Annotated in this window: 20 protein-coding genes; 6 read left to right on the top strand and 14 right to left on the bottom strand. The window is 60.5% G+C overall.

The window, feature by feature from the left end; translation table 11 throughout:
- Positions 1-26: 26 nt before the first annotated feature.
- Together kdpD and ACWIKB_RS21900 are read left to right on the top strand one after the other, a co-directional pair.
- Complete coding sequence (kdpD, locus tag ACWIKB_RS21905; RefSeq protein ID WP_475269347.1) at positions 27-2723, top strand: two-component system sensor histidine kinase KdpD; 2697 nt, start codon at positions 27-29, stop codon at positions 2721-2723.
- Positions 2720-3409 carry a response regulator gene (locus ACWIKB_RS21900; protein WP_475269346.1) on the top strand — a complete coding sequence of 230 codons (690 nt, stop codon included), beginning with the start codon at positions 2720-2722 and terminating at the stop codon, positions 3407-3409. The genes kdpD and ACWIKB_RS21900 overlap by 4 nt, the downstream gene beginning before the upstream one ends.
- Positions 3410-4099: 690 nt before the next feature.
- On the opposite strand, the gene ACWIKB_RS21895 is transcribed toward ACWIKB_RS21900, so the two are convergent.
- Together ACWIKB_RS21895 and ACWIKB_RS21890 are read right to left on the bottom strand one after the other, a co-directional pair.
- On the bottom strand, positions 4100-4357 hold the full coding sequence (locus ACWIKB_RS21895; RefSeq protein ID WP_475269345.1) for a hypothetical protein: 258 nt from the start codon (positions 4355-4357) through the stop codon (positions 4100-4102).
- Positions 4358-4365: 8 nt separating this feature from the next.
- Entirely contained in the window at positions 4366-5061 is a 696-nt protein-coding gene (locus tag ACWIKB_RS21890; RefSeq protein ID WP_475269344.1) for a tRNA (adenine(22)-N(1))-methyltransferase, read from the bottom strand.
- Between the two features lie 483 nt (positions 5062-5544).
- On the opposite strand from ACWIKB_RS21890, the gene ACWIKB_RS21885 reads away from it, so the two are divergent.
- The gene (locus ACWIKB_RS21885; protein WP_475269343.1) at positions 5545-6921 is read left to right on the top strand and encodes a hypothetical protein; all 1377 of its coding nucleotides are present in this window, start codon (positions 5545-5547) and stop codon (positions 6919-6921) included.
- 106 nt (positions 6922-7027) lie between these two features.
- Positions 7028-7489 carry a hypothetical protein gene (locus ACWIKB_RS21880; protein WP_475269341.1) on the top strand — a complete coding sequence of 154 codons (462 nt, stop codon included), beginning with the start codon at positions 7028-7030 and terminating at the stop codon, positions 7487-7489.
- A 224-nt stretch (positions 7490-7713) separates the two neighbouring features.
- On the opposite strand, the gene ACWIKB_RS21875 is transcribed toward ACWIKB_RS21880, so the two are convergent.
- Positions 7714-8580, bottom strand: coding sequence for an SDR family NAD(P)-dependent oxidoreductase (locus ACWIKB_RS21875; RefSeq protein WP_475269339.1), 867 nt, complete (start codon positions 8578-8580; stop codon positions 7714-7716).
- A 61-nt stretch (positions 8581-8641) separates the two neighbouring features.
- On the bottom strand, positions 8642-9556 hold the full coding sequence (locus ACWIKB_RS21870) for a pirin family protein (RefSeq protein WP_475269338.1): 915 nt from the start codon (positions 9554-9556) through the stop codon (positions 8642-8644).
- Positions 9557-9676: 120 nt separating this feature from the next.
- On the opposite strand from ACWIKB_RS21870, the gene ACWIKB_RS21865 reads away from it, so the two are divergent.
- The gene (locus ACWIKB_RS21865) at positions 9677-10588 is read left to right on the top strand and encodes a LysR family transcriptional regulator (RefSeq protein WP_475269337.1); all 912 of its coding nucleotides are present in this window, start codon (positions 9677-9679) and stop codon (positions 10586-10588) included.
- A gap of 134 nt (positions 10589-10722) precedes the next feature.
- On the opposite strand, the gene ACWIKB_RS21860 is transcribed toward ACWIKB_RS21865, so the two are convergent.
- Both ACWIKB_RS21860 and ACWIKB_RS21855 read right to left on the bottom strand, forming a co-directional pair.
- Positions 10723-11628: an NmrA/HSCARG family protein gene (locus ACWIKB_RS21860; RefSeq protein WP_475269336.1), complete on the bottom strand. Its 906-nt coding sequence runs from the start codon at positions 11626-11628 to the stop codon at positions 10723-10725.
- A gap of 354 nt (positions 11629-11982) precedes the next feature.
- Positions 11983-12846, bottom strand: coding sequence for a LysR family transcriptional regulator (locus ACWIKB_RS21855; protein ID WP_475269335.1), 864 nt, complete (start codon positions 12844-12846; stop codon positions 11983-11985).
- A 107-nt stretch (positions 12847-12953) separates the two neighbouring features.
- Here ACWIKB_RS21855 and ACWIKB_RS21850 point away from each other — a divergent pair, with 107 nt between their 5' ends.
- On the top strand, positions 12954-13346 hold the full coding sequence (locus ACWIKB_RS21850) for a tautomerase family protein (protein WP_475269334.1): 393 nt from the start codon (positions 12954-12956) through the stop codon (positions 13344-13346).
- Between the two features lie 349 nt (positions 13347-13695).
- Here the strand turns inward: ACWIKB_RS21850 and ACWIKB_RS21845 are convergent, their stop codons facing one another.
- The 8 genes from ACWIKB_RS21845 to ACWIKB_RS21810 form a co-directional block, all read right to left on the bottom strand.
- The gene (locus ACWIKB_RS21845; protein ID WP_475269333.1) at positions 13696-14175 is read right to left on the bottom strand and encodes a VOC family protein; all 480 of its coding nucleotides are present in this window, start codon (positions 14173-14175) and stop codon (positions 13696-13698) included.
- Positions 14176-14305: 130 nt separating this feature from the next.
- The gene (locus ACWIKB_RS21840) at positions 14306-15766 is read right to left on the bottom strand and encodes an efflux transporter outer membrane subunit (RefSeq protein ID WP_475269332.1); all 1461 of its coding nucleotides are present in this window, start codon (positions 15764-15766) and stop codon (positions 14306-14308) included.
- A complete protein-coding gene (locus ACWIKB_RS21835; protein ID WP_475269331.1) occupies positions 15763-17808 on the bottom strand; it encodes an FUSC family protein in 2046 nt (681 codons plus the stop codon). The genes ACWIKB_RS21840 and ACWIKB_RS21835 overlap by 4 nt, the downstream gene beginning before the upstream one ends.
- Complete coding sequence (gene mdtN / locus ACWIKB_RS21830) at positions 17805-18854, bottom strand: multidrug transporter subunit MdtN (RefSeq protein WP_475269330.1); 1050 nt, start codon at positions 18852-18854, stop codon at positions 17805-17807. The genes ACWIKB_RS21835 and mdtN overlap by 4 nt, the downstream gene beginning before the upstream one ends.
- A 16-nt stretch (positions 18855-18870) precedes the next feature.
- On the bottom strand, positions 18871-19125 hold the full coding sequence (locus ACWIKB_RS21825) for a YtcA family lipoprotein (protein ID WP_475269329.1): 255 nt from the start codon (positions 19123-19125) through the stop codon (positions 18871-18873).
- Positions 19126-19484: 359 nt separating this feature from the next.
- Positions 19485-20336, bottom strand: coding sequence for an urea carboxylase-associated family protein (locus ACWIKB_RS21820; protein WP_475269328.1), 852 nt, complete (start codon positions 20334-20336; stop codon positions 19485-19487).
- Between the two features lie 14 nt (positions 20337-20350).
- Positions 20351-21016, bottom strand: a complete 666-nt coding sequence (locus tag ACWIKB_RS21815; protein WP_475269326.1) for a GntR family transcriptional regulator — start codon at positions 21014-21016, stop codon at positions 20351-20353.
- A 16-nt stretch (positions 21017-21032) separates the two neighbouring features.
- Positions 21033-22541, bottom strand: coding sequence for an amino acid ABC transporter permease/ATP-binding protein (locus ACWIKB_RS21810; protein ID WP_475269325.1), 1509 nt, complete (start codon positions 22539-22541; stop codon positions 21033-21035).
- Positions 22542-22572 lie beyond the last annotated feature (31 nt).

Genomic DNA, 22572 nt, shown 5'->3' with positions numbered 1-22572 from the left:
GCGCCAACTCACACACGGTGAGCGTGATGGCCGAACAACGTCCCGACCCGGACCAACTGCTGGCCCGGATTCGCGAGGAAGAAGCGCAAGCCAAACGCGGCAGGCTGAAGATTTTCTTCGGCGCCAGCGCCGGGGTCGGCAAGACCTACGCCATGCTCACCGCCGCCCATACCGCGCAGTTGCAGGACATCAACGTGCTGATCGGGGTGATCGAAACCCACGGCCGCGCCGAAACCCAGGCGTTGACCGAAGGCCTCGAATTGCTGCCCCTCAAGCAGGTCATCGACAAGCAGCGCACCGTGAACGAATTCGACCTGGACACCGCCCTCGCCCACGCGCCAGGCTTGATCCTGATCGATGAACTGGCCCACTCCAATGCCGTCGGCTCCCGCCACCCGAAACGCTGGCAAGACGTGGAAGAACTGCTCAGCGCCGGGATCGATGTCTGGTCAACGATGAACGTCCAGCACCTGGAAAGCCTGAACGACATTGTCGGCGGCATCACCGGGATTCGTGTGTGGGAGACCGTGCCCGACCATGTGTTCGACACCGCCGACGAAGTGGTGATCGTCGACCTGCCACCCGACGATCTGTTGCAGCGTCTGAAGGAAGGCAAGGTTTACCTGGCGCAACAGGCCGAGCGCGCGGTGCAGAATTTCTTTCGCAAAGGCAACCTGATTGCCCTGCGTGAATTGGCGCTGCGCCGCACCGCTGACCGGGTCGACAGCGACATGTTGCAGTACCGCCAAAGCAGCGCGGTGAAACCGGTCTGGGGCACCCGCGACTCGCTGCTCGCCTGCATCGGGCCCCATGAACAGGCGGAGAAAACCGTGCGTTCGACGGCGCGTCTGGCCGCACAACTGAACGTGCCGTGGCATGCGGTGTATGTCGAGACCCCGACCTTGCAGCGCCTGCCAGAGGCCAAACGCCGCCGGGTGTTGGCGACGCTGAAACTGGCTCAGGACATGGGCGCGCAAATCTCGACCTTGGCCGGTCAGGACATTGCCGAAACGCTGGTGAAATATGCGCGTCTGCACAATCTTTCCAAGGTGGTGCTGGGGCGCGACGAGCAGCCGCGACGCAGATTCTGGCGTCAGGTGTTGGCCGACCGGATTGGCGCGTTGGGCGCGGATCTGGATGTGATTCAAGTCTCGCTGCCGGCCGGCAGTCCACGACCCGAGCGCACATCTGCCACTCGCGAAAGTCCGATCCTTTGGTCGGCTTATCTCTGGAGCGCCGGGTTATGCGCGGTGACGACGCTGATTGCCCTGCCGCTGGCGAGCGTTCTTGAGCAGGCCAATATCGTCATGCTGTTCTTGCTGGCCGTTGTCGCCGTCGCCGTGCGCTTCGGTCGTGGCCCCGCAGTGATGGCGGCGTTCATGTCCGTCGGCGCCTTCGATTTCTTCTTCGTCTCGCCGCGTTTTTCCTTCGCCTTTGCCGATGTGCAATACCTGGTGACCTTCGTGGTCATGCTGGTGGTCGCGCTGGTGATCGGGCAAATGACCGCCGGCCTGACGTATCAGGCGCGGGTGGCGCAACGCCGCGAAGACCGCATGCGCGCGCTCTACGAGATGTCGCGCCTGCTCTCCGCCGCGCTGCTCACCGAGCAGATAGCCGACATCAGCGCACAGTTTCTGTCAGCCGAGTTCGGCGCGCGATCGGCTTTGCTGGTGGCCGACGACAACAACAAATTGCAGGCCCCGCTGGTCACCGGCGATGCACCGCAAGTCGACCTGGCCATCGCCCAGTGGTCGTTCGATAAAACTGAACCGGCGGGCTACGGCACCGACACCCTGCCCTCCAGTTCGACGCTGTACCTGCCGCTGTCGGCGCCGATGCGCGTCCGTGGAATACTTGCGGTGCAGCCTCGCGACACCACCCGGCTGGTGGTACCGGAACAGCGGCGCCTGCTCGACACCTGCGCCTCGTTGCTGGCCATTTCCCTCGAACGCATTCACTACATCAACGTGGCCCAGGACACCACGGTGCAAATGGAGTCCGAGCGCTTGCGCAATTCGCTGCTCTCGGCCATTTCCCACGACCTGCGCACGCCGCTGTCGGTAATGGTCGGGCTTGCCGAAGCGCTCAAGTTGACCCAGCCGCCGTTGACCGGTGAAGCAGCCGAGATCGCCACGGCCGTGGGTGAATCGGCGTTGCGCATGAATACGCTGGTCAACAATCTGCTGGACATGGCACGCCTGGAGTCCGGCAAAGTCGTGTTGAATCGCCAGTGGCAACCCATCGAAGACGTAGTAGGCAGTGCCCTGCGGGCCATCCAGCCGATTCTCGGCGGGCGTTCGGTGCACGTCGCGCTGGAAGATGACGTGCCGCCGGTGCGCATCGACGCGGTGCTGATCGAACGCATCCTGATCAACCTGATCGAGAACGCCGTCAAATACACCCCGACCGCCACCACCATTGGCCTCGGCGCCAGGGCCACGACGGACACCATCGAACTGTGGGTCGCCGACGAGGGACCGGGGCTGCCCCATGGTCACGAAGAGGCGATCTTCAACAAATTCATGCGCGGCAAAAAAGAAAGCGCGATCCCCGGCGTCGGCCTGGGCCTGGCCATTTGCCGGGCCATTGCCCAGGCCCATGACGGGAGCATTGCCGGTATCACCCGGCCCGAGGGCGGCGCCTGCTTCACGTTGCGCCTGCCACGTGAAACCCCGCCCGTCATCGAACCCTTTGCCCAGCAGACTGACGAGGAACAGCCATGACCGAATCAGTACCGCACGTCCTGATCATCGAAGACGAAAAAGAAATCCGCCGCTTCGTGCGCATGGCCCTGCAAGCCGAGGGACTGGACGTGCATGAAGCCGACACTTTCCACCGTGGCTTGATCGATGCCGGCACCCGCCGCCCCGACCTGATCATCCTCGACCTGGGTCTGCCCGACGGCGACGGCATCGACCTGATCCGCGACGTGCGCAGTTGGTCGCCGGTGCCCATCATCGTGTTGTCGGCCCGGGGTGCCGAGTCAGACAAAATCCTCGCCCTGGACACTGGCGCCGACGATTACCTGGTCAAGCCCTTTGGCACCGGCGAACTGCTCGCCCGCGTGCGTGCGCTGCTACGTCGACAGGCGAAAGACGCTGATAACAATTCAGTGTTGAGCTTCGGCGATGTGCGCATCGACATCGAACGGCGGGTGGTGGAGCGCTCCGGTATGCCATTGCATTTGACGCCGCTGGAGTATCGGTTGTTGGTGCATCTGTGCTCGCATCCAAACCGGGTGCTGACCCACTTGCAGCTGTTGAAAGCCGTGTGGGGACCTTCGCATACGACCGACACGCCGTACCTTCGGGTGTTTATGGGCGGGTTACGCAAGAAGGTTGAAGTGGACCCTTCGCAGCCCCGGCATCTGGTGACGGAGACGGGGGTTGGGTATCGGTTTATTCCGTGAATGGAATGCCAATAACCGGCTTATTCCCCCGAGCCGCCCATGCACTCCGCAGTGGCGGCAAGCGACGTTCCGGCCTGTTGGACCAGCTTGCGCCACTCGTCACTGGTGATGAGATCAGCACGCTCCATGTCGTCAGCTCTCCTCAACAACCTGAAGTATTTTTCCTCTGGGTTTATTTGGTTTTCAGTCAAGGCGAATAGCTTACGCCAAGCTGTCATGACGAGTCTTCGCTGCGCCTCTCTCATTGGAACCCCTATTGTTGGTCTACAGGGTAGAGGGTAGCCAGTCAGTGGCGTTCCATGTGATGGCACGCTATGCGACCAATGGTGGCTGTGCGCCATGAAAATGCAGGCATTCAGAGGAAAGAAGGGACGCAACACGGGGAGCTGCAGACAGCCGGCGAAGGAGAAAAGGGATCAATGAGCCCAATGCACTTGTGCGAGCAGTTGGCCAAAGTCGCAGCTACGATCCCTGTATTGTCAATCAGGCTCATTGATCGTTGCCCAGCTCAATGTTGGGCTTATTTCCATTTCACCAATGGAGATGATGCAGTGGTCACGCGAATCGCGGCCATGCACTCATTTTTTAGCAAGGTTACTTTTGCCTGTCTAATAACCTTTTGCCTCGGCTTTATAGGCTAATGAACTACCTGATTTGCCCAGGCACGATTCAGTGTGGTGGAGCTGAAGATTACGAGTTCTTCTTCACAGCATTGCGCTTGCCTCGCGCCTGTTCATCCTCCGCCAGTGCCTGACGAACCAGCGCCCGAGCGGCCCAGGCCATAGCGTCGAGGGCTTCCCGACTGTCGAGCCGTTGATTGCCGTCGCGTCCATCCTGATTGGCGTCAGTGTGCTGCTGTTTGCCTGGCTGGTGTTCTCGCGCATCGGTGTAACGGCCGGGAGTTTGAGCAACGAGACAGGCGAATCGCGAGTGTCGTAACGCGCACAAATCCGGGCTCAAGCCAACAATTCAGTAATCCACCGCGCCTGCCGGGCGATCTCTTGCAGCTTCTCCTCGGGCACGGCCTGCCGCGCCTGGGCGAAGTTGGTCAGGGTCTTGTGCTTCTCACGCAGGATGCGTTGCCACTTGGCCAGGAACACCGGGCTGCGGGCCTGCATCTGTAGCGGGCCGAAATACAGTTCCTCGGCGGTGTACTCCACTGGCCCGGCGCGCTCGGCGACGATGATTTCGTAGTCGAAGCGGTTTTCCCGCAACAGTTCCTCGTAGAGGATGCGGTAGCCGTTTTCCATCAGCCATTGGCGCAGGGGTTGTTCGCCGCCGTTGGGTTGCAGGATCAGGCGTTCCTCGCCGTTGAGGTGCGCCTTGCCACTCTCGAGGATGTCGCGGATCGTCTCGCCGCCCATGCCGCAGACGCTGATCGCCGTGATCCCGTCTCCGGGCTCGATCGCCGCCAGACCATTGGCCAGGCGCACACTGATCTGTTGGTCCAGATCGTTCTCGCGCACGGTGCGTTCAGCCGCGCGAAACGGCGTCAACGCCACCTCCCCCGCCACCGCCGCCACGATGGCGCCACGGCGCATCAACGCCACCGGCAGGTAGCCGTGATCCGAGCCGATATCGGCCAGGCGCGCACCGGCGGGCACATGCGCCGCCACGCGTTCCAGGCGCATGGACAATGTGTGTTCGTTCAACTACAACCCCTTTTCACCACGAACGACCGGCACCGTTGGCCGGATCGGGGCGCGACTGTGTCGAGCAACGCCGCGCATGTCAAATTTCTGCGACCGGGGCCATTCAGGGAATGCACCTGAGCAAACGCCTTTTCACTAGTAACTCGACTGCCATCACACAGCGGTCGATACCCGCTCCGTCGTACTCAACTGTTGCTCGTCAAACAAACAAAGCTGAACGCTCGACAAGCGCTGAAACTTGGCGCCCCTAAAGGTTTTGGTGGTTGAGCCGACTCAAATGGACTCGTACCAGAAATCGACGAAGGACCGTCCATGAACTCCCCTCGCAAACCCGGAAATACCGTTTCCTCGCTATTCCTTAGCCTTCAGCGACAACGCAGTACTGTCTCGGGCGCGCCGCAATAACCTCAACCCCTTGATCCCCCTACAAAGTACGCGCCCGCTATCGCGATGAATTCGTGGCGCGCCAAGGAGCTGTTTGCTGTGAAATTACTACTTCGCCTGGCGGGTGCCGTCCTCGCTGTGACCTTGACGGGTTGTGCCCTGCAAGGCAATGGAATGGCCGACTACTACAAACGCGTTGCTGCCGAGCGCGAGGTAGAAAATCAAGCCATGACGAGCCGTATAAAATCCCTGTCGCTGCCGCTGGATAGCACTTTCAGACTCGGCCGAACGGCCGTGGTGACAGTCAATGTACCCGCTGAAGGCACCGGCCCAGCCACCCAGGCCCGGCTTTTCGCGGACTGCGATTCGGCGAAAACATCAATGATCTATCGACGCGCAAAGGACTTGAGCAGTCCTTATTACCTGCCGGCGGACCCCGCGCGCAACATCGCCCAGCAAATGTGCCAAGCGGTTCGAGACAGCGCCTGGAAGCAACTGCCCGGCGAGAGCGAAGACATCTTGTTGTTAGACCCGGGCACCCTCGGCATGGATAACTCCCGACGCTCCATCTGGGCGGGCATCGACTATGGCCGCACCCGCCTCGATGAAAACGAAGGGCAGCCCTACGACCGACAGTTTGAGCGTGTCGAGGTCGACTGCGTTGCCCGTCAGGCCAGCACCCGCCTGGCCTATCGTTTAAGCGACCAGAGTTTGCTGCCAGCACCCGTTCAGCCGCTTGACAGTGCATTGGACAAAGCGCAACGCGCTCGGCTGATTGACGCTGTGTGCACCGCACCCGCCAATCTGGCGCAACTCGGCACGCCTGTCGTCCGGAAAAAATTGCCACCGAACATGCTCACGCCTGAGGTTTCGGCATCACTGCTGACACAGGTAAGCGTACTGCCTCAGGGACAACCGACCCACACGCTCAGCCATTTGCAATTAACCTACAGCGCTTCCTCCCCAATGGTGCCTGGCGCCGAGATCAACGACAGCCCACTTGACCTGTATCTGCAACCGGGCCCTGCTCGCGGACTATGGCGTGAACAGGCGGCCGGTGCCTTGGGCAAGGAATATGTGAGCATCCGCTGGCGCGGTCTGATCGAACTTGCCACGACGAGCAGCGCTCAGCCTGCTGGCAAAACTCGCCAGCCAAGCACGCTCACAAGCATCGACCTGGATGGCGATTGGCAAAACCTCAAGCCTGGGAGTGATATCGCCTACAACAAAAACTTTACGCCCAGCACTGGCAAGCCGTTTGTGCAACATTTCAAATGTTCGGTGGGTGCATCCTTTCCTGCAACGCAAAAAGTAGCCTCGCTGCAAGGGATGGCGCGCAATGTTACTTGCGCCGCAAACAACGGGCTGCAGACAAGTAGTGTGTACCTCTACCTGGAGGCCTATGACCTCTTCGTGGAAACCTCTGATATTTCCATGCTCATGGTCCAGATCAAAACGCTCAGGGCAGCAGAATAGCGCGCCATCCCGGGTTAGCCGGGTATTGGGCAATTACGTCTGAATAGTCTGCCAAACCCGGACACAACAAATGCCGTTAACGTTATTCAGTGAACAGGTTCTATTGATGAAAAAGATCTTCCTGCCATTTGTCGTCGCACTGCTTTGCCTGCACGGTTGTGCGGAAATGCCCGCGTACTCCAACGTCGATCCCGTCACAGAGGGTGACGAGTCGCGTTACACCGTGGTCGAAACCGATACTTATGCGGGCAGACCCCAGCGTCACTATGTCGATCTCCAGCCGAACCTGAACATCATAAGAATCAACGACAAAAAAGTCGGTGATATCCCGTTTTCCACGTACTACTACAAGAACGATTCTCCGCAGCGCGCTGTGCTGAAGCCGGGCACCTACACTATCCAACTGGAATACCGGCTGCCCAGTCAATTTCTGTTTGCGGACCTGAAGTTCGATGGCAAACCTGGCCAGAAAATAATGGCTCGTTCAAGGTACGTGGGCCTCAATCGGCTGGAAGTGTGGCTGGAGGATACCGCCACCGGTGAGGTAGTGAGCACCCGGATTAACTGACAGCGCCCACCGCCGCCGCACAAACGAAAAAGGGAGAGCAAACAAGTTTTGTCTCCCTGTAGTTAACTTACGTAATGCATCCGCTTATCGGCGGCGTCAGCTTTTTCTTTCTGTGTTGCAGCCACTGCCAAGTGTGGATTCAACCGGTCGATGCAACAGAGTTGACGAACAGGAAAGCAGACTGAGAGGGGTCTGCTTTACCAGCGACTCAGCAACAAGCTGAACTAATCACAATCCAGGCCAGTTAACACTGCACTGTCACGCCACAGTTGCTGGGCAACATCCTCACGACGAGCGAGTTCGGATGGCTCGGGCCAAGTCAGTTCACCTCTCACCAGTGATGCATACAGATGCCCCTTCGGCGGGACAATCCGCCCCAACGCAAGGTCGGCCAGGACGTCTCCGGCTTGCCGTCGCATGAGCTCTTCGAAGTAAGGATTCGATGCCAGGGCGGGAGACGAAAGCGCCCCGGCAGGCAAGTTGCGCCCCAGGCCGGTGCCGGGAATGTAACCCGGGTTATAGGCGATAACCCGCAAACGCCGAGCCTTGACCACGGAGGACGCCGCGAAGGCACGGGCCGTCAACAGATTGCACAGCTTGGAGGTGGCGTAGGCGCGAAACCCGGCCTCAAACGCCACGCTGCCATGCGCGCCTTTTTCAAGGTCCAGATGCGCCAGTTGTTGCGCATCGACAAATGCAAACGGGGCGACCGGGCTAAACATCGGATCATGGGTATTGCTGGTAGTCATCACCACAATTGCATGACGCGCCAACGACGGCGCAAGCAGCCGTAACAGCAGATAGTGGCCCAGGTGATTGACCGCAAAAGTGGTTTCGAATCCGTCCACCGTGCGAGCCGCAACGGGGAAGCTGAGCCCGGCATTGAGCACCAGGGCATTGATCTTTCTGTTGCCCAGCGTGTCGAGAACTTGCCTGGCGAACTGCCTGATACTGCCCAGACTGGCCAGCTCCAGTGGCAAGCGGGTTTCTCGCCCACCAACGATGAGCTGGATGTCGGGAGAAGCGCTCAACTGCTTTGCGGTTGCGTCCCCCAGGCCAAAAGTCCCGCCGGTCATGATGATCGTATTCATGATCAAAACACCTCAACCAGGATCACTTCGGTATTGTCGACGGCTTCGATTAGAAGCCGGGTCATTTGAAAACGGGCACAGCGCCCGACTCGCCTGGCTTTTGCAGGTACTCGCGCAACCGAACGGCAATCTCGGCAATTTTTGCCTCTCCTGCACGCAGGGCTTGCGAGTTGGTATGGACCGAGTAGTTGCCCAGCGCAAGATCGTAGGGGTGAGGTGTCGCGGAACCGATCACGAAGACCGCATCTTGGTGTACAGCCTTCAGCGTAACGACGCCGTTGCCAGGTTCGAAGATCACCATTTCTCCCGCAGTGACTATCCCTGGTGCGCTTAGAGCACCTCGACTGACACTCAACCACAATGACTCGTGCCCATTGGGCGGAACATAGGTCCAGGATTCCCCGGCACGTAGCGTGACCAGCAGGTAATTCATTCCGGCGGGCGCACGCACCGGGCTTTTGACACCTTCGTGCGTTCCAAGAGTCACCCGCGCAGGCCCCACTTCAGGCATTGCGCTGGACTCCAGGTATTGACTGTCGACACTCGCGTTTTCCAACGCGGGCGGTAGTGCCACCCACAGTTGAAAACCCTGAACCCGCTTCGATGTCCCTACCGACATCTCCTTCCCGTGCCAGACCCCGCCTCCTGCCCGCATCCATTCAACGCCACCATAGTCAATCGTCCCGGTGCCCGACTCAGCATCCTCGAAGCGCAAATTACCTTCGGTAATAACGGTGACGGTGGCGATCCCCGAGTGTGGGTGCATTGGCATACCGTGAATGAATGAACTCTCACCTTCAAACAGATCAAGGAAAACGAAAGGCTTGATCAGATGGCCCAGATCGGAAGGACTCATCAGTCGCACAATCGCGCCATGCCCGCTACCTGTTGTGCGGTAGCTGATTGCGCGGTGAGTAACGGTTTCGCGTGCAGAGCCGGGGACAATGCCGATGGGAGATTTTTGCTCAAGGGTCATGATGATTCACAGAAAGTGTGCCTCGCGGCTGGATGCCTGAAACAATAGGGCCGGTTCGATTACTTGATTAGCCGATACAATTGGATTGCACTCGTCCACCAGCGCCAGGAATAACCCGCCATGATCGACCTCAATGACATCGCCATGTTTGTACAGGTGGTCCGCAGCGGCAGCTTTGCAGAGGCGGCGCGACGACTGGGCATGCCGCCCAATACCGTGAGTCGCCGCATCCAGCAGCTCGAGGCGCGTCTCGGTACGCGGCTGCTGCAACGCTCCACCCGCAAGCTCACGCTCACAAGTGCTGGCCAAGGCTTTCATGAGCGTTGCGCGGGAGCGGTCGATGGCCTGGTCGAAGCTGGGCAAGAGTTGATGTCGGGCAGCAACGAGCCCAGCGGCCTGGTGCGCGTGGCGGCTCCGGCCGATTTTTTCGACTTCTTCCAGATGGAGTGGGTGACCGAGTTCCTGGCCGCACATCCGCGCGTGCGGCTCGACTTCGTGCTCAGCGATGCGAAGGCTGACTTGATCGCAGAGCAGATCGACGTCGCTTTTCGTGGCGGGTCGTTGCACGATTCAGGCTATGTCGGCCGTCAGATCCTTGCTCCCCCCAGCGTCGGGATGGTGGCAAGCCCCGCCTACATCGCTGCTCGCGGTTCACCCCGCACGCTGCAGGACCTGGTGAGCCACGATTGTGTAATCGCCGCGCACCCAAGCGGCCACGCCACATGGCGCCTGGTCGGCCCAAAGGGAGAGGAAGAAGTGCAGGTTGTCGGGCGCTTCAGCGGCAATACCGCACAGGCACTGCGCAAAGCCGCCGTGGCCGGACTCGGCATTGCGCTGCTCCCGCCCGTGATGGCCAAGATTGAGGTCCAGGCGGGTGTGCTCGTCCCGGTGCTGCCTCAATACCAACCCAATGGCTCCGGCATGAACGTGCTGTATCCAAGCCGTCGGCAGCTGCCGCTCGCGGTATCGGCGTTCATCAATGTGGTGATCCAGAAGATGAACGCGGCAGACGCACCTGAGGTGTATCGATAGCGAATGGCGGCAAGGCCCCTGCCCCCCTGCATCGGGAGGAAAGAGCCTTGGATTCATTCGTGGACAGCCCTGCGAACCCAGCGTCCACAGAGCAGCCAATTCGAATATCACGTCACCGCGTGGCAATCGCAGCGTCAGGCGGATGCCGGGATGTCGAAATTTGCCTGAGCCCATGCGGCAAATTTAGTCGGCTGCCGGCCGGCTACTCTGTTGGCCAACGCTATTTCGTCGCGCGAATCCGCACCGAGGTAGGTGTGGGCCTCGAAGTAGGCAAGCATCTCCGCGATTTCCTTGGCGCCTGGGAACCAACCGGCGAACAGTTCTTGCGGGACGTGTTTGAACGAAAAATCATGCCCCAATCGATTCAGATCGGTGATGACCTCGTTGAAGCTCAGGAAGTCGCCGACCAGGGGTAAATATTCACCGTTCCCTGCAAGTTCAGGCTGCGCGAATGCACCGGCCACGACGTGGCCGAGTTCAGTGACGTCGCCCATGTGAATGACGCGCTGTTGCGGATCGAGCGGCATCGCCCACCCCGTGGTCCCATCCGCTTGTTTATTCGGAGCCATCAAGCCAAGCAGATTTTGATAGAAGAATGGCGCGATCACGAATGTGTGGTGCGCAAATCCAGCCTCACTCACGATGCGGTCGATGTTTGCCTTGTCCGTGAAATGCGGGACATCCAGCTTGCCATGGCTGATCGCCTCCACGTTCGGCAGCGTCGACCAGATGAAATGCTGCACACCGGCACCTTTCGCCGCGTGAATGGCCGCGAGTGCCTGCTTGTGCTCATCCGCGCCGGGTTCCCAAAAATTGGTGACCAGAAAAACCCCATGTGCTCCTGCAAACGCGGCTTCCAGTGTCTGCGGATTATCCAGATCCGCCAGCACGACCTCGTCAGCCAACTGCGGATGCTTGGCCGGATTGCGCGTCAACGCACGTACCTTGAATTGACCGCTTGCCTGCAACGCGCGCACAACGGCGCCGCCCTGATGACCGGTTGCGCCGACGACGGCGATGATCTTTTGGGTAGGTGACATGGTCGTTCTCCAGTAAATAGTTTCTGGGTGGTGAAATCGGTTCGGCTGCAAGTCTTCAGGCCGAAGGAGATTTCAGTGCCTTGGTCAAACGGATCGACGGGCGCACGTAGGCCCGTCCGATGCCTGGAACAATAGGGTCGGGCCAATTAGTTGACTAGTCGGGACAATTGGATTGCACTCGTCCAATAGCGTCAGGAATGACTGACCATGGTCGAACTCGATGACATCGTAATGTTTGTGCAAGTCGTACGCTGCGGCAGCTTTAAACAGGCAGGCCCGCGTTAAATGCGGTCAACTTTTCATCATGATTAATGGTGAATAACCCATCAGGTTTTTCTGATCACGCGCAGACCATTAACTAAACTGGCTGGCCAGCATTTCCCGTACAGCACTCACCAATTCAGACTCACCTGGACGAGGCGGTAAAAGACTGAACTCGACCTCAGGTAAAACCGGCAAATGCCGGGCTGACCGGCACACCTCTGCCCCCGGCGGTACAGCGGAGGCATTCAAGCAAGCGACGCCCAAACCGGCCACCAGGGCTGATTGCAGCCCTGCGACACCGGACGCGGAATGCGCGACCACATAAGGCACGTCATGCTGCTCCAGCGTCTCGCGAGCCAGGCGCTGCAAACTGCATCCCTGGGGCAGTACCAGAAGTGGCAGCGGGGTGTTTTCTTCTCGCTCGGGTTCGAACCCGGCGACCGATACCCAATGCAGTGCCTCCCGTCGAACCGGTATGCCCTCGGGAAGGCTGCGGCCGTCGAGGATGCGCATCGACAGGCCGATATCAAACTCATCCGCCTCCACCCCGCTCTCGATCTGCATGCTCTTGCGCACGGACACATGCAGACGTAGGCGTGGATAGCGTGTTCGCAGTTTTTTCAGCAGATCGGCGATCGAGCTGGGCAGGAAGTAGTCGGTGATGGCCAGCCGCAACTCGCCGGCAAAGGTGACGCCCCGCACGTCTTCCAGGGCGCGATCACTGAAAGCGAGCATTTCTCGTGCATGCACCAACAAGCGCTCGCCAGCCGGGGTGGGCCTGACGCCTTTTTTGCCACGCTCAAGCAATGTCACGCCGGTGAAGGCTTCAAGTTTGCGCAGCTGTTCGCTTAACGCTGATTGGGAGCGAAACAGTTTGGGGGCAGCGTCTGAGAGGCTGCCGGATTCCATCGCCACGGCGAAGGAGTGCAAGAGATCCAGGTCGAAGGGGCGCATATCTATCCTGCCGTTTTACCGATGGATAAGATCATATCTTCCGGCTTTTCAGCATTCAACCAGCGCCTTACCCTGAACCCGACATTACTTCCTGCGAGGATTCAATCATGCCTGGTATCACACTCAAACTTGCTGGCGAGCCCAATGCCGAACTGGTCCGGCGTATCGTTCCCCAGCTCACCGCGTTGACTTGTGAGGTGCTGGAAAAACGCCCCGAACTGACCATGGTGATGGTGCAATTCGTCCCCCATGAACTGTGGTTCATTGACAGCCGCTCCCTGGCTGAACTCGGGCGAAACTCGTTCCGCCTGGAGGTCACCATCACGGATGAAACCAACACCAAGGCGCAGAAAGCACGGTATCAGCAGGAGGCGTTCGCACTGTTGGCCGAGGAAATCGGCAACCTGCACCCGCACTCGAATATTCATGTCATCGATTGCAAGGCGAGTTCTTACGGTTATGGAGGGGTGAGCCAGGAGTACAAGCTTTACCATCCCTGATAGCGGATGCCGTGAGGGAGTATGGCTTGCTCGCGAAAGCGGTGGGTCAGGCGATATTGTTTTTGACTGGGCCACCGTCATCGCGAGCAGGCTCGCTCCCACAGGGAGCCCGCGTCGGTCACAAATCCCGCGAACCACACAGAGCAAATGTGGGAGCGGGCTTGCTCGCGAAAGCGGTGGGTCAGGCGATATTGTTTTTGCCTGGGCCACCGTCTTCGCGAGCAAGCTCGCTCCCACAGGGGGCCTGCGTCGGTCACAAATCCCGCGAACGACACAGTGCAAATGTGGGAGCAGGCTTGCTCGCGAAAGCGGTGGCACATTCAGCATTTACGTCACTGACACCCACTGGTTACCCCCGCACAGCCGCCTCAATCGCCGCGATGTCAATTTTGCCCATTGTCATCATGGCGTCGAACGCGCGCTTGGCCTTGGCTTGATCGGGGTCAGTGACGGCATCGGTCAGGACGCGTGGGCTGATCTGCCACGACACGCCCCACTTGTCCCTGCACCAACCGCAGACGTTTTCTTCGCCGCCGTTTCCGACAATCGCGTTCCACAAGTGGTCGGTTTCAGCCTGGTCGTCGGTCGCCACCTGGAACGAAAACGCCTCGTTATGCTTGATCCCTGGCCCACCATTCAGCCCGAGGCAAGGGATGCCCATCACCGTGAATTCGACCGTCAACACATCGCCCTGCTTACCCGCCGGATAGTCACCTGGCGCGCGATGGACAGCGCCCACGGCGCTGTCCGGAAAGGTCTTGGCGTAGAACGTTGCAGCGTCCAGCGCAGTGCCGTCGTACCAAAGACAAATCAGGTTTTTGCTGACCATTTCGGTTCTCCAGAATCGGGATTGACCCGCTCATTGTAGGAGCTGCCGAAGGCTGCGATCTTTTGGCGTTTGTGAAGGCGTCAAAAAATCAGAATCAAAAGATCGCAGCCTTCGGCAGCGCCTACACCCCTCATTCTTTGACGGCCGCGATTGAATCAGTGGCGTGATAACCACCGCCTAACGCCTTGATCAAGGTCACCTCGCTTTCCAGACGCTGACCCTGCAGCAAGGCCAGGCCGCTATGTTCTGCCAGCAACGGCAGGTTCGCTTCCAGTGCCACGACCCGCCCCAACAGGCCGCGCCGGTAATGCGCCTCGGCGCTGTCACGGTTGAAACGCATGTTGCCGATTCGCCCCTGCTGCAGCACCTCTTGCGCTTCCAGGCCCTGCAACTTGCTGCCGGCTACGGCGACATCGCGCACGGCGTCGAGCACCGCTTGATTGTATTGCTGCACCAGGCTGTTGCTCAGGCTGCGGGCGTTGGCCAGTTCGGCATTGAGCCGCCCACCGTCGAAAATCGGCAGGGTCATCCCGGGAATCAGGTTGATTTGTCGGCTGCTGTGATTCCACAGATCCCCCATGTGCAACGCGTCGGCACCGAAGAATGCCTTGATATCGAAGCTCGGGTAAAAGGCTGCCTTGGCTGCATCGATGTTCGAATAGGACGACTGCACCAGCCAACGCATCGCCTGTAAATCCGGGCGCCGCGCCAGCAATTCATAACCCAGGCTCTGCGGTACGCCATAAGGATGTTCCGGCAGGGCTCGCGGCGCCAATGGCAGGGACACTTCGGCGCCGACACCGAGCAACGCACGCATGGCTTCGCGCAATTGTTGCGTCTGGCTACGCAAAGCGACGATCTGACGATCGATCAGCGCCTGGTTGCTCAACGCCTGCTGCCTCTGTGGCTGCGACTCCAGACCACGTTCGATCAGCGCCTGGTGCGCGGCCACCACTTCGGCGGCAATGATCGACATTTGCTGCAAGTCAGCGAGCAGTTGCTGCGCCGTCTGGATCTGGAAATACAGCAGGGTCACGCCGCTGGACACTTCCAGTTCCACCCACGCCGCTTCGGCCTGACGCGCGTTGCGCACGCCGAGGGCAGCGTCCACTTGCGCGCGCTGTCGTCCCCAGAGATCGAGTGAGTAGGCGCCGCCGAGGCCGACGATGCCCTCGGTGTACCAGGGACCGGTGAGGCCGATCGACGGCTCGTTTTCAGCAAAAGGCCCGAGGAAACCATTCGCGGAAACGTGCTGGCGGTTGACCAGTGCAGTCAGCTCGACCTGTACGCCCGTCAGCGATTTCACCGAAGCCGCCTGTGCGCGCGCCTGATCGATGTGACTGCGAGCGATGGCGATGCTCGTAGACCGGGCGAAGGCCATATCGATCAACTGGTTGAGTTGCGGGTCCTGATAACGCGCCCACCAGCGCGCTTCAGGCCAACCGTCGCGGGCCAGGTGCAGGTCGTCGGCGAGACGGATGCTGGCCGGGTCACGCTGTGCGGCCAGGTTGCCGTCTTCGCGGATCAGCGCACACCCGTCGACGATCAGGCACAGGCCGAGTACCGCGCACAAACGCGCGCCACAGTTCATGAACGCAGCTCCGCCAGCGTGCCGGTTTCGAACGACGGCCAATCCGGCAGCGAGCCTGACAGACGACGTAACTCACGCAGCGCCCGCAGCAGTTCGTCGGCGCCCGGCCCACCATCCGCTGGCGGATCGAATGGCAGCAAGCGTTGCATTTCCACCGCCCGGTCTTGCAGCCACGCCGCGTAGCTGACCAGCCACGCCCCCAACTGCTCCTGCTGTCCGTCCAGCCAGGCCCTGAGCGGCATTGGCAACTGGGCATCGAGCGCCGCCCGGTTGCGCTGCAACTGACCGGTGAGCAAAAGGAGCTGCCGCGCCTTGGCCAGCACCGTTTGAGTGAATAACGTCAGCTCCTCATGCTCGCCCTGTTGCCAACCGGGCTCCAGGGCGACACGCGCGAGCATGGCCTCACAGTCGGCGAGCTGGCCCCAATTGCGTACGCTCTGTTCGTGCAAGTGATCGGTCGAACCACCCGATGCGGGTGCGCGCAACAATCCGCCGATGCCCTGCAAGGTCGCGGACAGGCGTCGACGCAAACTGTCCCCCTCGCCTTCCGGCCACAACAAACCATGCACCAGCGTGCTGACCACAACGCCAAGAATGATCCCCACCAGACGGTCGCGGATCTCCGTCAGGTCGATGCTCGGGCCGAACTGTTCGAGCAAGGCCAGGGCGAAGCAGAACATGATCTGCATCCCGGCATAACTGATGCGCTCGGAACCCGCGGCGACCCAGGCACCGAAGCCGATCACCGGCAGGCTCATGACCAACAAACCGACCAACGTTTCAAGGCCTGGAATGACAAAAACCATGCACAGCAGCGCCAGGGCACTCCCCACCAGACAACCGCCGATGCGCAACAGCCCCTTCTCGGTCGAGGCGCCGAGACTGGGCAAGGCGATGATCACGCAGGTCAGCATCACCGTGTGAATGCCCGGCCAGTCCACCGCGTTGTAGAACACATAGCACAACAGCGCCGCCAACCAGGTCTTGAGGGCAAACAACAGGTAGTTGGGATTGCTGAAGGCATCGCTCGCCAGCATGGGTTCCTTCACCGGCGCTTTGCTGGCCGGGATCTCGTGATCATTGGTGGCCAGGGTGCGCAAAGCGTCGCGCATTTCGTCCAGTGCCACCGGCATCAGTGGCCGCAGCAACGCCTCGCTGTGCAATGGCGGCAACGACATGAGGTCAACCTCGATCCCCCTGGCCAGCGCCACGCAATCCTGGCGTAACGCCGCCAGTGCCTCGATGTCCGGGACGGGCGCGCGCAACGATGCCGCGGCGGCATACAGCCGGGACACGCCGCTGATCCGCGCAAGATGTTGCACCTCTCGGGCCCGATAGCCGGCATCGCGCATGCTGGCGAACTTCAGCAGTTTATGCAGGCTGAGCACGCCCTGTTGCACGTCGGCCGGTTTGATCGCCGGGACGTTTGCATCCCCCTCCTCCAGCGCGGCCAGGCACGCGTCGACTTGCGCCAACTGCCGTTGCATGGCCTCGCGCAGCAGTTGTTGCGGCTCTTGCGGTAGCAGCAACGTGTTGACCAGCACGGTAACCAGCGTCGGATAGACCACGGCCATCCACACCCACAAACAGGCGCGCAGCAGCAACTCGGGTTGCGCCACCAGATCCACCAGGCTCTGCACGTAAATGGTCACGATAGCCACCACAAAAAACAACGGGCCGAGGCGCGTGGCGCGCATGCCGAACATGCTCACGAGGAACACCACGCTGGCACACAGGATGCGCAGCAGCGGATAGCCGTAGGTGAATTTCAGCAGCAGGATCGCAATGCCGATGGCGAGCGTGGCGCTGACGATGAACAGAATGCCGGCCATCCGCGTCAGCACCACATTGGTCTGGCTGACGAAAAACACCATGATCAGCGACAGCGCCAGCAACGGCAGCTCCAGACTCATCGCGAGGATGATCACCAGGGTGCAGGCCACCAGATTGCGCAACAGCGCGTTGGCACGCCCGGGGAAAGGCGCCAGTTGCGCGCAAAGAAAGCGCCACAAACGCGCAGGCCTACTCTCCACGGCTGTCATTGCCGCTGACCTTCGGCGCTGTCGGCATGGATCACCGCCACCGCTGATGCGCCGATGCGAAACAGTTGCGGATCGGGCTGATCGACGCGGATGCGCACGGGAAAACGTTGCGCCACCCGCACCCAGTTTATGGTGCGCGCGACCTTCGGCAGCCCGCTGACCTGGGCGCCGCCATCGTCGGGGAAGACGCCGAAGCCGATGGAGTCCACGGTTCCGCTGAAAGCACGTCGGCTGTCGCTCATCAGATAGAGCGTGCTGCGGCTGCCGGTATGGATATTGGCCAGTTCAGTCTCGCGAAAGTTCGCCACCACGTACCAGCGCCGCGTATCGATCAGACTGAACAGCGGATGCCCGGCGGCCGCGAACTGGCCGTCGGATGTCGTCAGGCCGACGATAAGCCCGTCGAAGGGCGCGCGCACCACACTGTGTTCCAGATCCAGTTCGGCGCGGGAAACCTGCGCCTGGATCACTGCGCGCCTGGCCACCAACGCATCCACCCCACTGACCGCAGCGGCGGCTTGTTTGACCTGCAGCTGTGCGGCATTCAATTCGGCGCGGGCGCTTTTGGCGGCGGTGCGCGCCTGGTCGACCTGTTCCTCGGACACATAGCCGCGCGACAGCAACGGCTCCATGCGGCGCAGGGTGTCCGCGGTCTGGGTCGCCGCCGCTTTGGCCCGGTCGATACTGGCTTTTACCGCATCAGAGTTGAACTGCTGGGCATCCACCTGGCGCTGGCTGAGGATGATTTCCTGGTTCAGCGCGATCAGTGACGCCTGGGTCTGATCCAAAACATCCTGGTAGGGTCGAGCATCGATGCGCAGGAGCACATCGCCCTGCCTCACCTGTTGGTTCTCGTGCACCGGCAGTTCGATAATGCTGCCGCTCACCTCGGGGGTGACGTTGATGGTATCGGCGTAGGCATAGGCGTCATCGGTGCGCGGCGCCTTATCGAGCCGCCAGACCACCCACACCAGCAGCACCAGCGTCAGCAGCAAAAGCACCACCAGTAAGAGGCGCCGGGGCAGCGTCTTCACAACATTGCTCATAACGGGCCACTCCCGGTCAGGACTGAAAGAACAGCAACCAGGTGCACAGGGCAAACAGTACGGTCAGCAAGGGGTAAGTCAGCGACGGTGGCGCCAGCCAGGCATCAAAACCACGCCGGGCCAGCAGAGCGTGGACAAGAAAGGCCAGCAACACGGCGCCGAGGATGCAGAACAGCCAGTCGGGGAAATACGCGCCCAGCACGGGAACCGATGGCGCATTGGAACAGGCTGACAGCATCAGGATCAGCAGTACGAGACCGCCTCGACTCATCAACATCCCTCCATCAAAGGGAATTTATCTGGCTCGATCCGAGTGACTCTTTATAGCCCACAAAAGCGGGAAGTTCATAGCCGTGGCCAGCGGAGAACCGTAAAGGGCACGTATTTATTTTCCGTATGAAACATGTCCCTGCAGGAGCGAGGCTTGCCCGCGAAGAACGATCACGCGGTGTGTCAGGACTGACGCCTTCGCGAGCAAGCTTTGCTCCTACAGGGGCCGGTGCCGGCGGCGATACTCGCGAACGACACCCGATAACCTGTAGGAGCAAGGCTTGCCCGCGAAGAACGATCACGCGGTGTGTCAGATATGGCGCCTTCGCGAGCAAGCTTTGCTCCTACAGGGGTCGGGCCTTACTTTTCCCACTCGGCTTTGGGAATCAGCAAGCCATGGTTGCCGTTATAGGCGGCACGTTCAGACTGTTTCCAACCCTCCAGCAGCGATTCGTCGAGACGGTAGATTTCCACGCCCAATGGCCGGCAGACCTTCAATGGATCTTCCGCATCAGGCCCCCACATCGGCAATGACAGGTCACCACCCGGGCAGGTGGACAGCGCACAAAGCAGGTCGATTTCCGCAAAGAACTCCAGGTAGTCGCCCTGCTTCGCCGGGCAGGCCTTCATGAAGTACATGTCGTCGTGATTGAGGCCGGTGCACTGGAAAATGTTCAGCACATCGTGCACGTCGAACTCGGTCAGACCGTGGGGCAGTACCGCGCGGGTCAGGTTGGAGTGGCAGTGATGATGGAAGTCCTCGCCGGTGAGCATCTTGTTCACGTAAGGGTCACAACGGGTGCCGAGCAGGTCGTGCAAACGGCCGCCATGTTCGTCGATGCCGTAGCCGGCCAGGCTGTCGTCGGTGATGGTGACCATCGGCCGCAGGAACGGCAGGTTCGACCACAACCGGTCATAAGTGGTGACGTGCGCGCCTTGCAACTGACGGGTGCGGGCCGCCCACATGCGCTCGCGCGGATCGTTGGCGCTCCACACGTTGAAGTCGCCAACCTGCGGTCCCACTGGCGTGGTCACGCGAAACACATGCCCCGCCGGCACTTTCCAGGCGCGGCCGGTGCGGATCGGCACTTCGAATTGCTCGACCAGCGTGCGGCCATCCTTGCTTTCACGCACGCGGTCATAGAACGCTTTGTCGACCTGCAGGGCGGCGCCTTTGCTGACTTGGTAAGCCGCTGGATAATCCTTGTACATGATGGATCCTCTCTTCAGTGTTTGGGTTGGCTGCTCAGGATGTGCAGCAGCTCCAGTTCGGAGTCGTTGAGGTAGCTGCTCATGGCTTCCTCGGCTTCTTTCTTGCGGCCATCGCCCAGCAGGTCGTGAATGTGCCGATCACGTTCGAGCCAGGGTTTCTGGAAGGTTTCCTCGCTCGGCGCATTGGAAAACACCAGGCGCATCTGCGCCGCCACATGGGTGAAGAATTCGTCGAACAGCGGGCTGCGCATCAGGCCGACGATGTGTTGGTGAAACCGCAGGCTGTGGGTGCCGAAGGCTTGCCAGTTCTCGCGATCCTGGGCCAGTTGCGCCGCCTCGATGGCATCGAGCATCAGATCGGACTGGTACTCGCGCAACGGCTTGCTCGCGGCAATCGCCTGTAATTCGAGGGTGCGGCGGACCTTAAAGATGTCGCGCACATCGTCGATGCCCATTCGCCGCACCATCACACCTTTGTTGCGCACATAGCTGGTCAAGCCTTCACGGCCCAACTGGTGCAGCGCCTCACGCACCGTGTTGCGCGAGGCGTTGTAGGCGTTGACCAGCTCGCTTTCCACCAACGCCATGCCCGGCAACAGGCGCCCGCCAATGATGTCTTCACGCAGTTCGATGGCGACCTGGTCCGGCAGCGACAGGCTTTTTTCCTTGGGTTGATTCACCGTTGCACTCCTCTGCTCACGCCAGTTGAACGTCTTTGAGGAACTTGGTCATGCGCTCGCTGCGCTGTTCCAGCATCTCGCGCGGCGCGGCGTTCTGGATAATCTCCCCGGCTTCCATGAACACCACCCGATCAGAGAGCCGGAAGGCGAAGTTCATTTCATGGGTCACGATCACCATGGTCATGCCTTCGCGCGCCAGTTCCTCGATCACCGCCAGTACGTCACCGACCAACTCCGGATCGAGGGCCGAGGTCGGCTCGTCGAACAGCATCACCGAAGGTCGCATGGCCAGCGCCCGGGCAATCGCCACGCGCTGCTGCTGACCACCGGACAGTTGATGCGGGTATTTGCCGGCATGCTCCAACATGCCCACTTTGCGCAACAGCGCCAGGCTCAACAAGCGCAGTTCATCGCCGTCGCCATGGGCGTGATAGACCGGCGCGAGCATGACGTTTTCCAGGGCGGTCTTATGCGGGAACAGGTTGAAGCCCTGGAACACCATCCCGACCTGGACGATGCCTTGCATATGTACCTTGTGACCCAGCGCCCCTTGCGGTTCTTTTGTGCCCCGCAGAAAGGGTTGGCCTTGCAGAGTGATTTCGCCGTGATCGAGGCTTTCCAGGCCGTTCATGGTGCGGATCAGCGTGGTCTTGCCGGAACCGGATGGCCCGATGATCGACACCACCTCGCCCCAACGCACATTCAGCTCGACCCCCTTGAGCACCTCCAGTTCGCCATAGGACTTGCGCACGCCCCGCGCCTGCAACGCAAACTCGCCAGGCTCAGCCTGACCGGCCGCACGCCGGGTCGCCACCTGCCCCAGTTCAACGGGAGCTATGCGCTTGGGTTTACGCCGGGTCACGTCCAGATGGTTTTCCAGCAGCCGCAGCAGGCGACTGAACACCGTGACGATAAATACGTAGTAGAAGGCCACCGCGAACAGGGTCTCCATGACCAAGAAGTTCTGGGTGTAGAGCTGTTGGCCGACCAGCAGGATTTCCGACAGTGAAATCACCGAGACCAGCGAGGTCAGCTTGACGATGGTGATGTATTCGTTGGCCAGGGTCGGCAACGCGACGCGCAGCGCCTGAGGTACCACGATCAGTCGTTGCACACCGCGATAGCCGACGCCCAGGGCCTTGCCCGCTTCCAGTTGCCCCTTGGCCACCGCCAGCAAACCACCGCGATGGATCTCGGCGATATACGCCGCTTCACTCAGCACCAAGGCGATCAGGCCGGCCGCGTAGGGATTGGACAGCAGCGCACTGGTGGAAGGAAACGCCTGAGGCAGGTTGTAGACGAAGATCAACAGCACCAGCAACGGCAGACTGCGGAAGAACCAGATATAAAGGCTGGCCGCATCCCGCAGGAAACGCCGCTGCGACTGGCGCGCCAGGGCCAGGAAGAAACCGAAGACGATCCCCAGCAGCCAGGTTTCCAGGCTCAGTTCGACCACTGTTGCCACGGCGCGCCAAAAGTCGCCGTTCCACAACAGGCCCAAGGTGTAATGCCAATCGAATTGCATGTACGTACTCCGCGTTGCTGTGAGGTTTCCA

It is taken from the genome of Pseudomonas sp. 5Vm1k (genome assembly GCF_056161485.1).
This window is presented reverse-complemented; position numbering and strand designations above follow the sequence as displayed.

Coding starts and splice junctions, on each gene's coding strand:
- ACWIKB_RS21810 (WP_475269325.1), bottom strand. CDS start 22,541: ATGCAATTCGATTGGCATTACACCTTGGGCCTGTTGTGGAACGGCGAC.
- ACWIKB_RS21870 (WP_475269338.1), bottom strand. CDS start 9,556: ATGACCCTTGAGCAAAAATCTCCCATCGGCATTGTCCCCGGCTCTGCA.
- ACWIKB_RS21820 (WP_475269328.1), bottom strand. CDS start 20,336: ATGTACAAGGATTATCCAGCGGCTTACCAAGTCAGCAAAGGCGCCGCC.
- ACWIKB_RS21850 (WP_475269334.1), top strand. CDS start 12,954: ATGCCTGGTATCACACTCAAACTTGCTGGCGAGCCCAATGCCGAACTG.
- ACWIKB_RS21845 (WP_475269333.1), bottom strand. CDS start 14,175: ATGGTCAGCAAAAACCTGATTTGTCTTTGGTACGACGGCACTGCGCTG.
- ACWIKB_RS21840 (WP_475269332.1), bottom strand. CDS start 15,766: ATGAACTGTGGCGCGCGTTTGTGCGCGGTACTCGGCCTGTGCCTGATC.
- ACWIKB_RS21835 (WP_475269331.1), bottom strand. CDS start 17,808: ATGACAGCCGTGGAGAGTAGGCCTGCGCGTTTGTGGCGCTTTCTTTGC.
- ACWIKB_RS21855 (WP_475269335.1), bottom strand. CDS start 12,846: ATGCGCCCCTTCGACCTGGATCTCTTGCACTCCTTCGCCGTGGCGATG.
- ACWIKB_RS21875 (WP_475269339.1), bottom strand. CDS start 8,580: ATGAATACGATCATCATGACCGGCGGGACTTTTGGCCTGGGGGACGCA.
- ACWIKB_RS21860 (WP_475269336.1), bottom strand. CDS start 11,628: ATGTCACCTACCCAAAAGATCATCGCCGTCGTCGGCGCAACCGGTCAT.
- ACWIKB_RS21880 (WP_475269341.1), top strand. CDS start 7,028: ATGAAAAAGATCTTCCTGCCATTTGTCGTCGCACTGCTTTGCCTGCAC.
- mdtN (WP_475269330.1), bottom strand. CDS start 18,854: ATGAGCAATGTTGTGAAGACGCTGCCCCGGCGCCTCTTACTGGTGGTG.
- kdpD (WP_475269347.1), top strand. CDS start 27: ATGGCCGAACAACGTCCCGACCCGGACCAACTGCTGGCCCGGATTCGC.
- ACWIKB_RS21865 (WP_475269337.1), top strand. CDS start 9,677: ATGATCGACCTCAATGACATCGCCATGTTTGTACAGGTGGTCCGCAGC.
- ACWIKB_RS21825 (WP_475269329.1), bottom strand. CDS start 19,125: ATGAGTCGAGGCGGTCTCGTACTGCTGATCCTGATGCTGTCAGCCTGT.
- ACWIKB_RS21900 (WP_475269346.1), top strand. CDS start 2,720: ATGACCGAATCAGTACCGCACGTCCTGATCATCGAAGACGAAAAAGAA.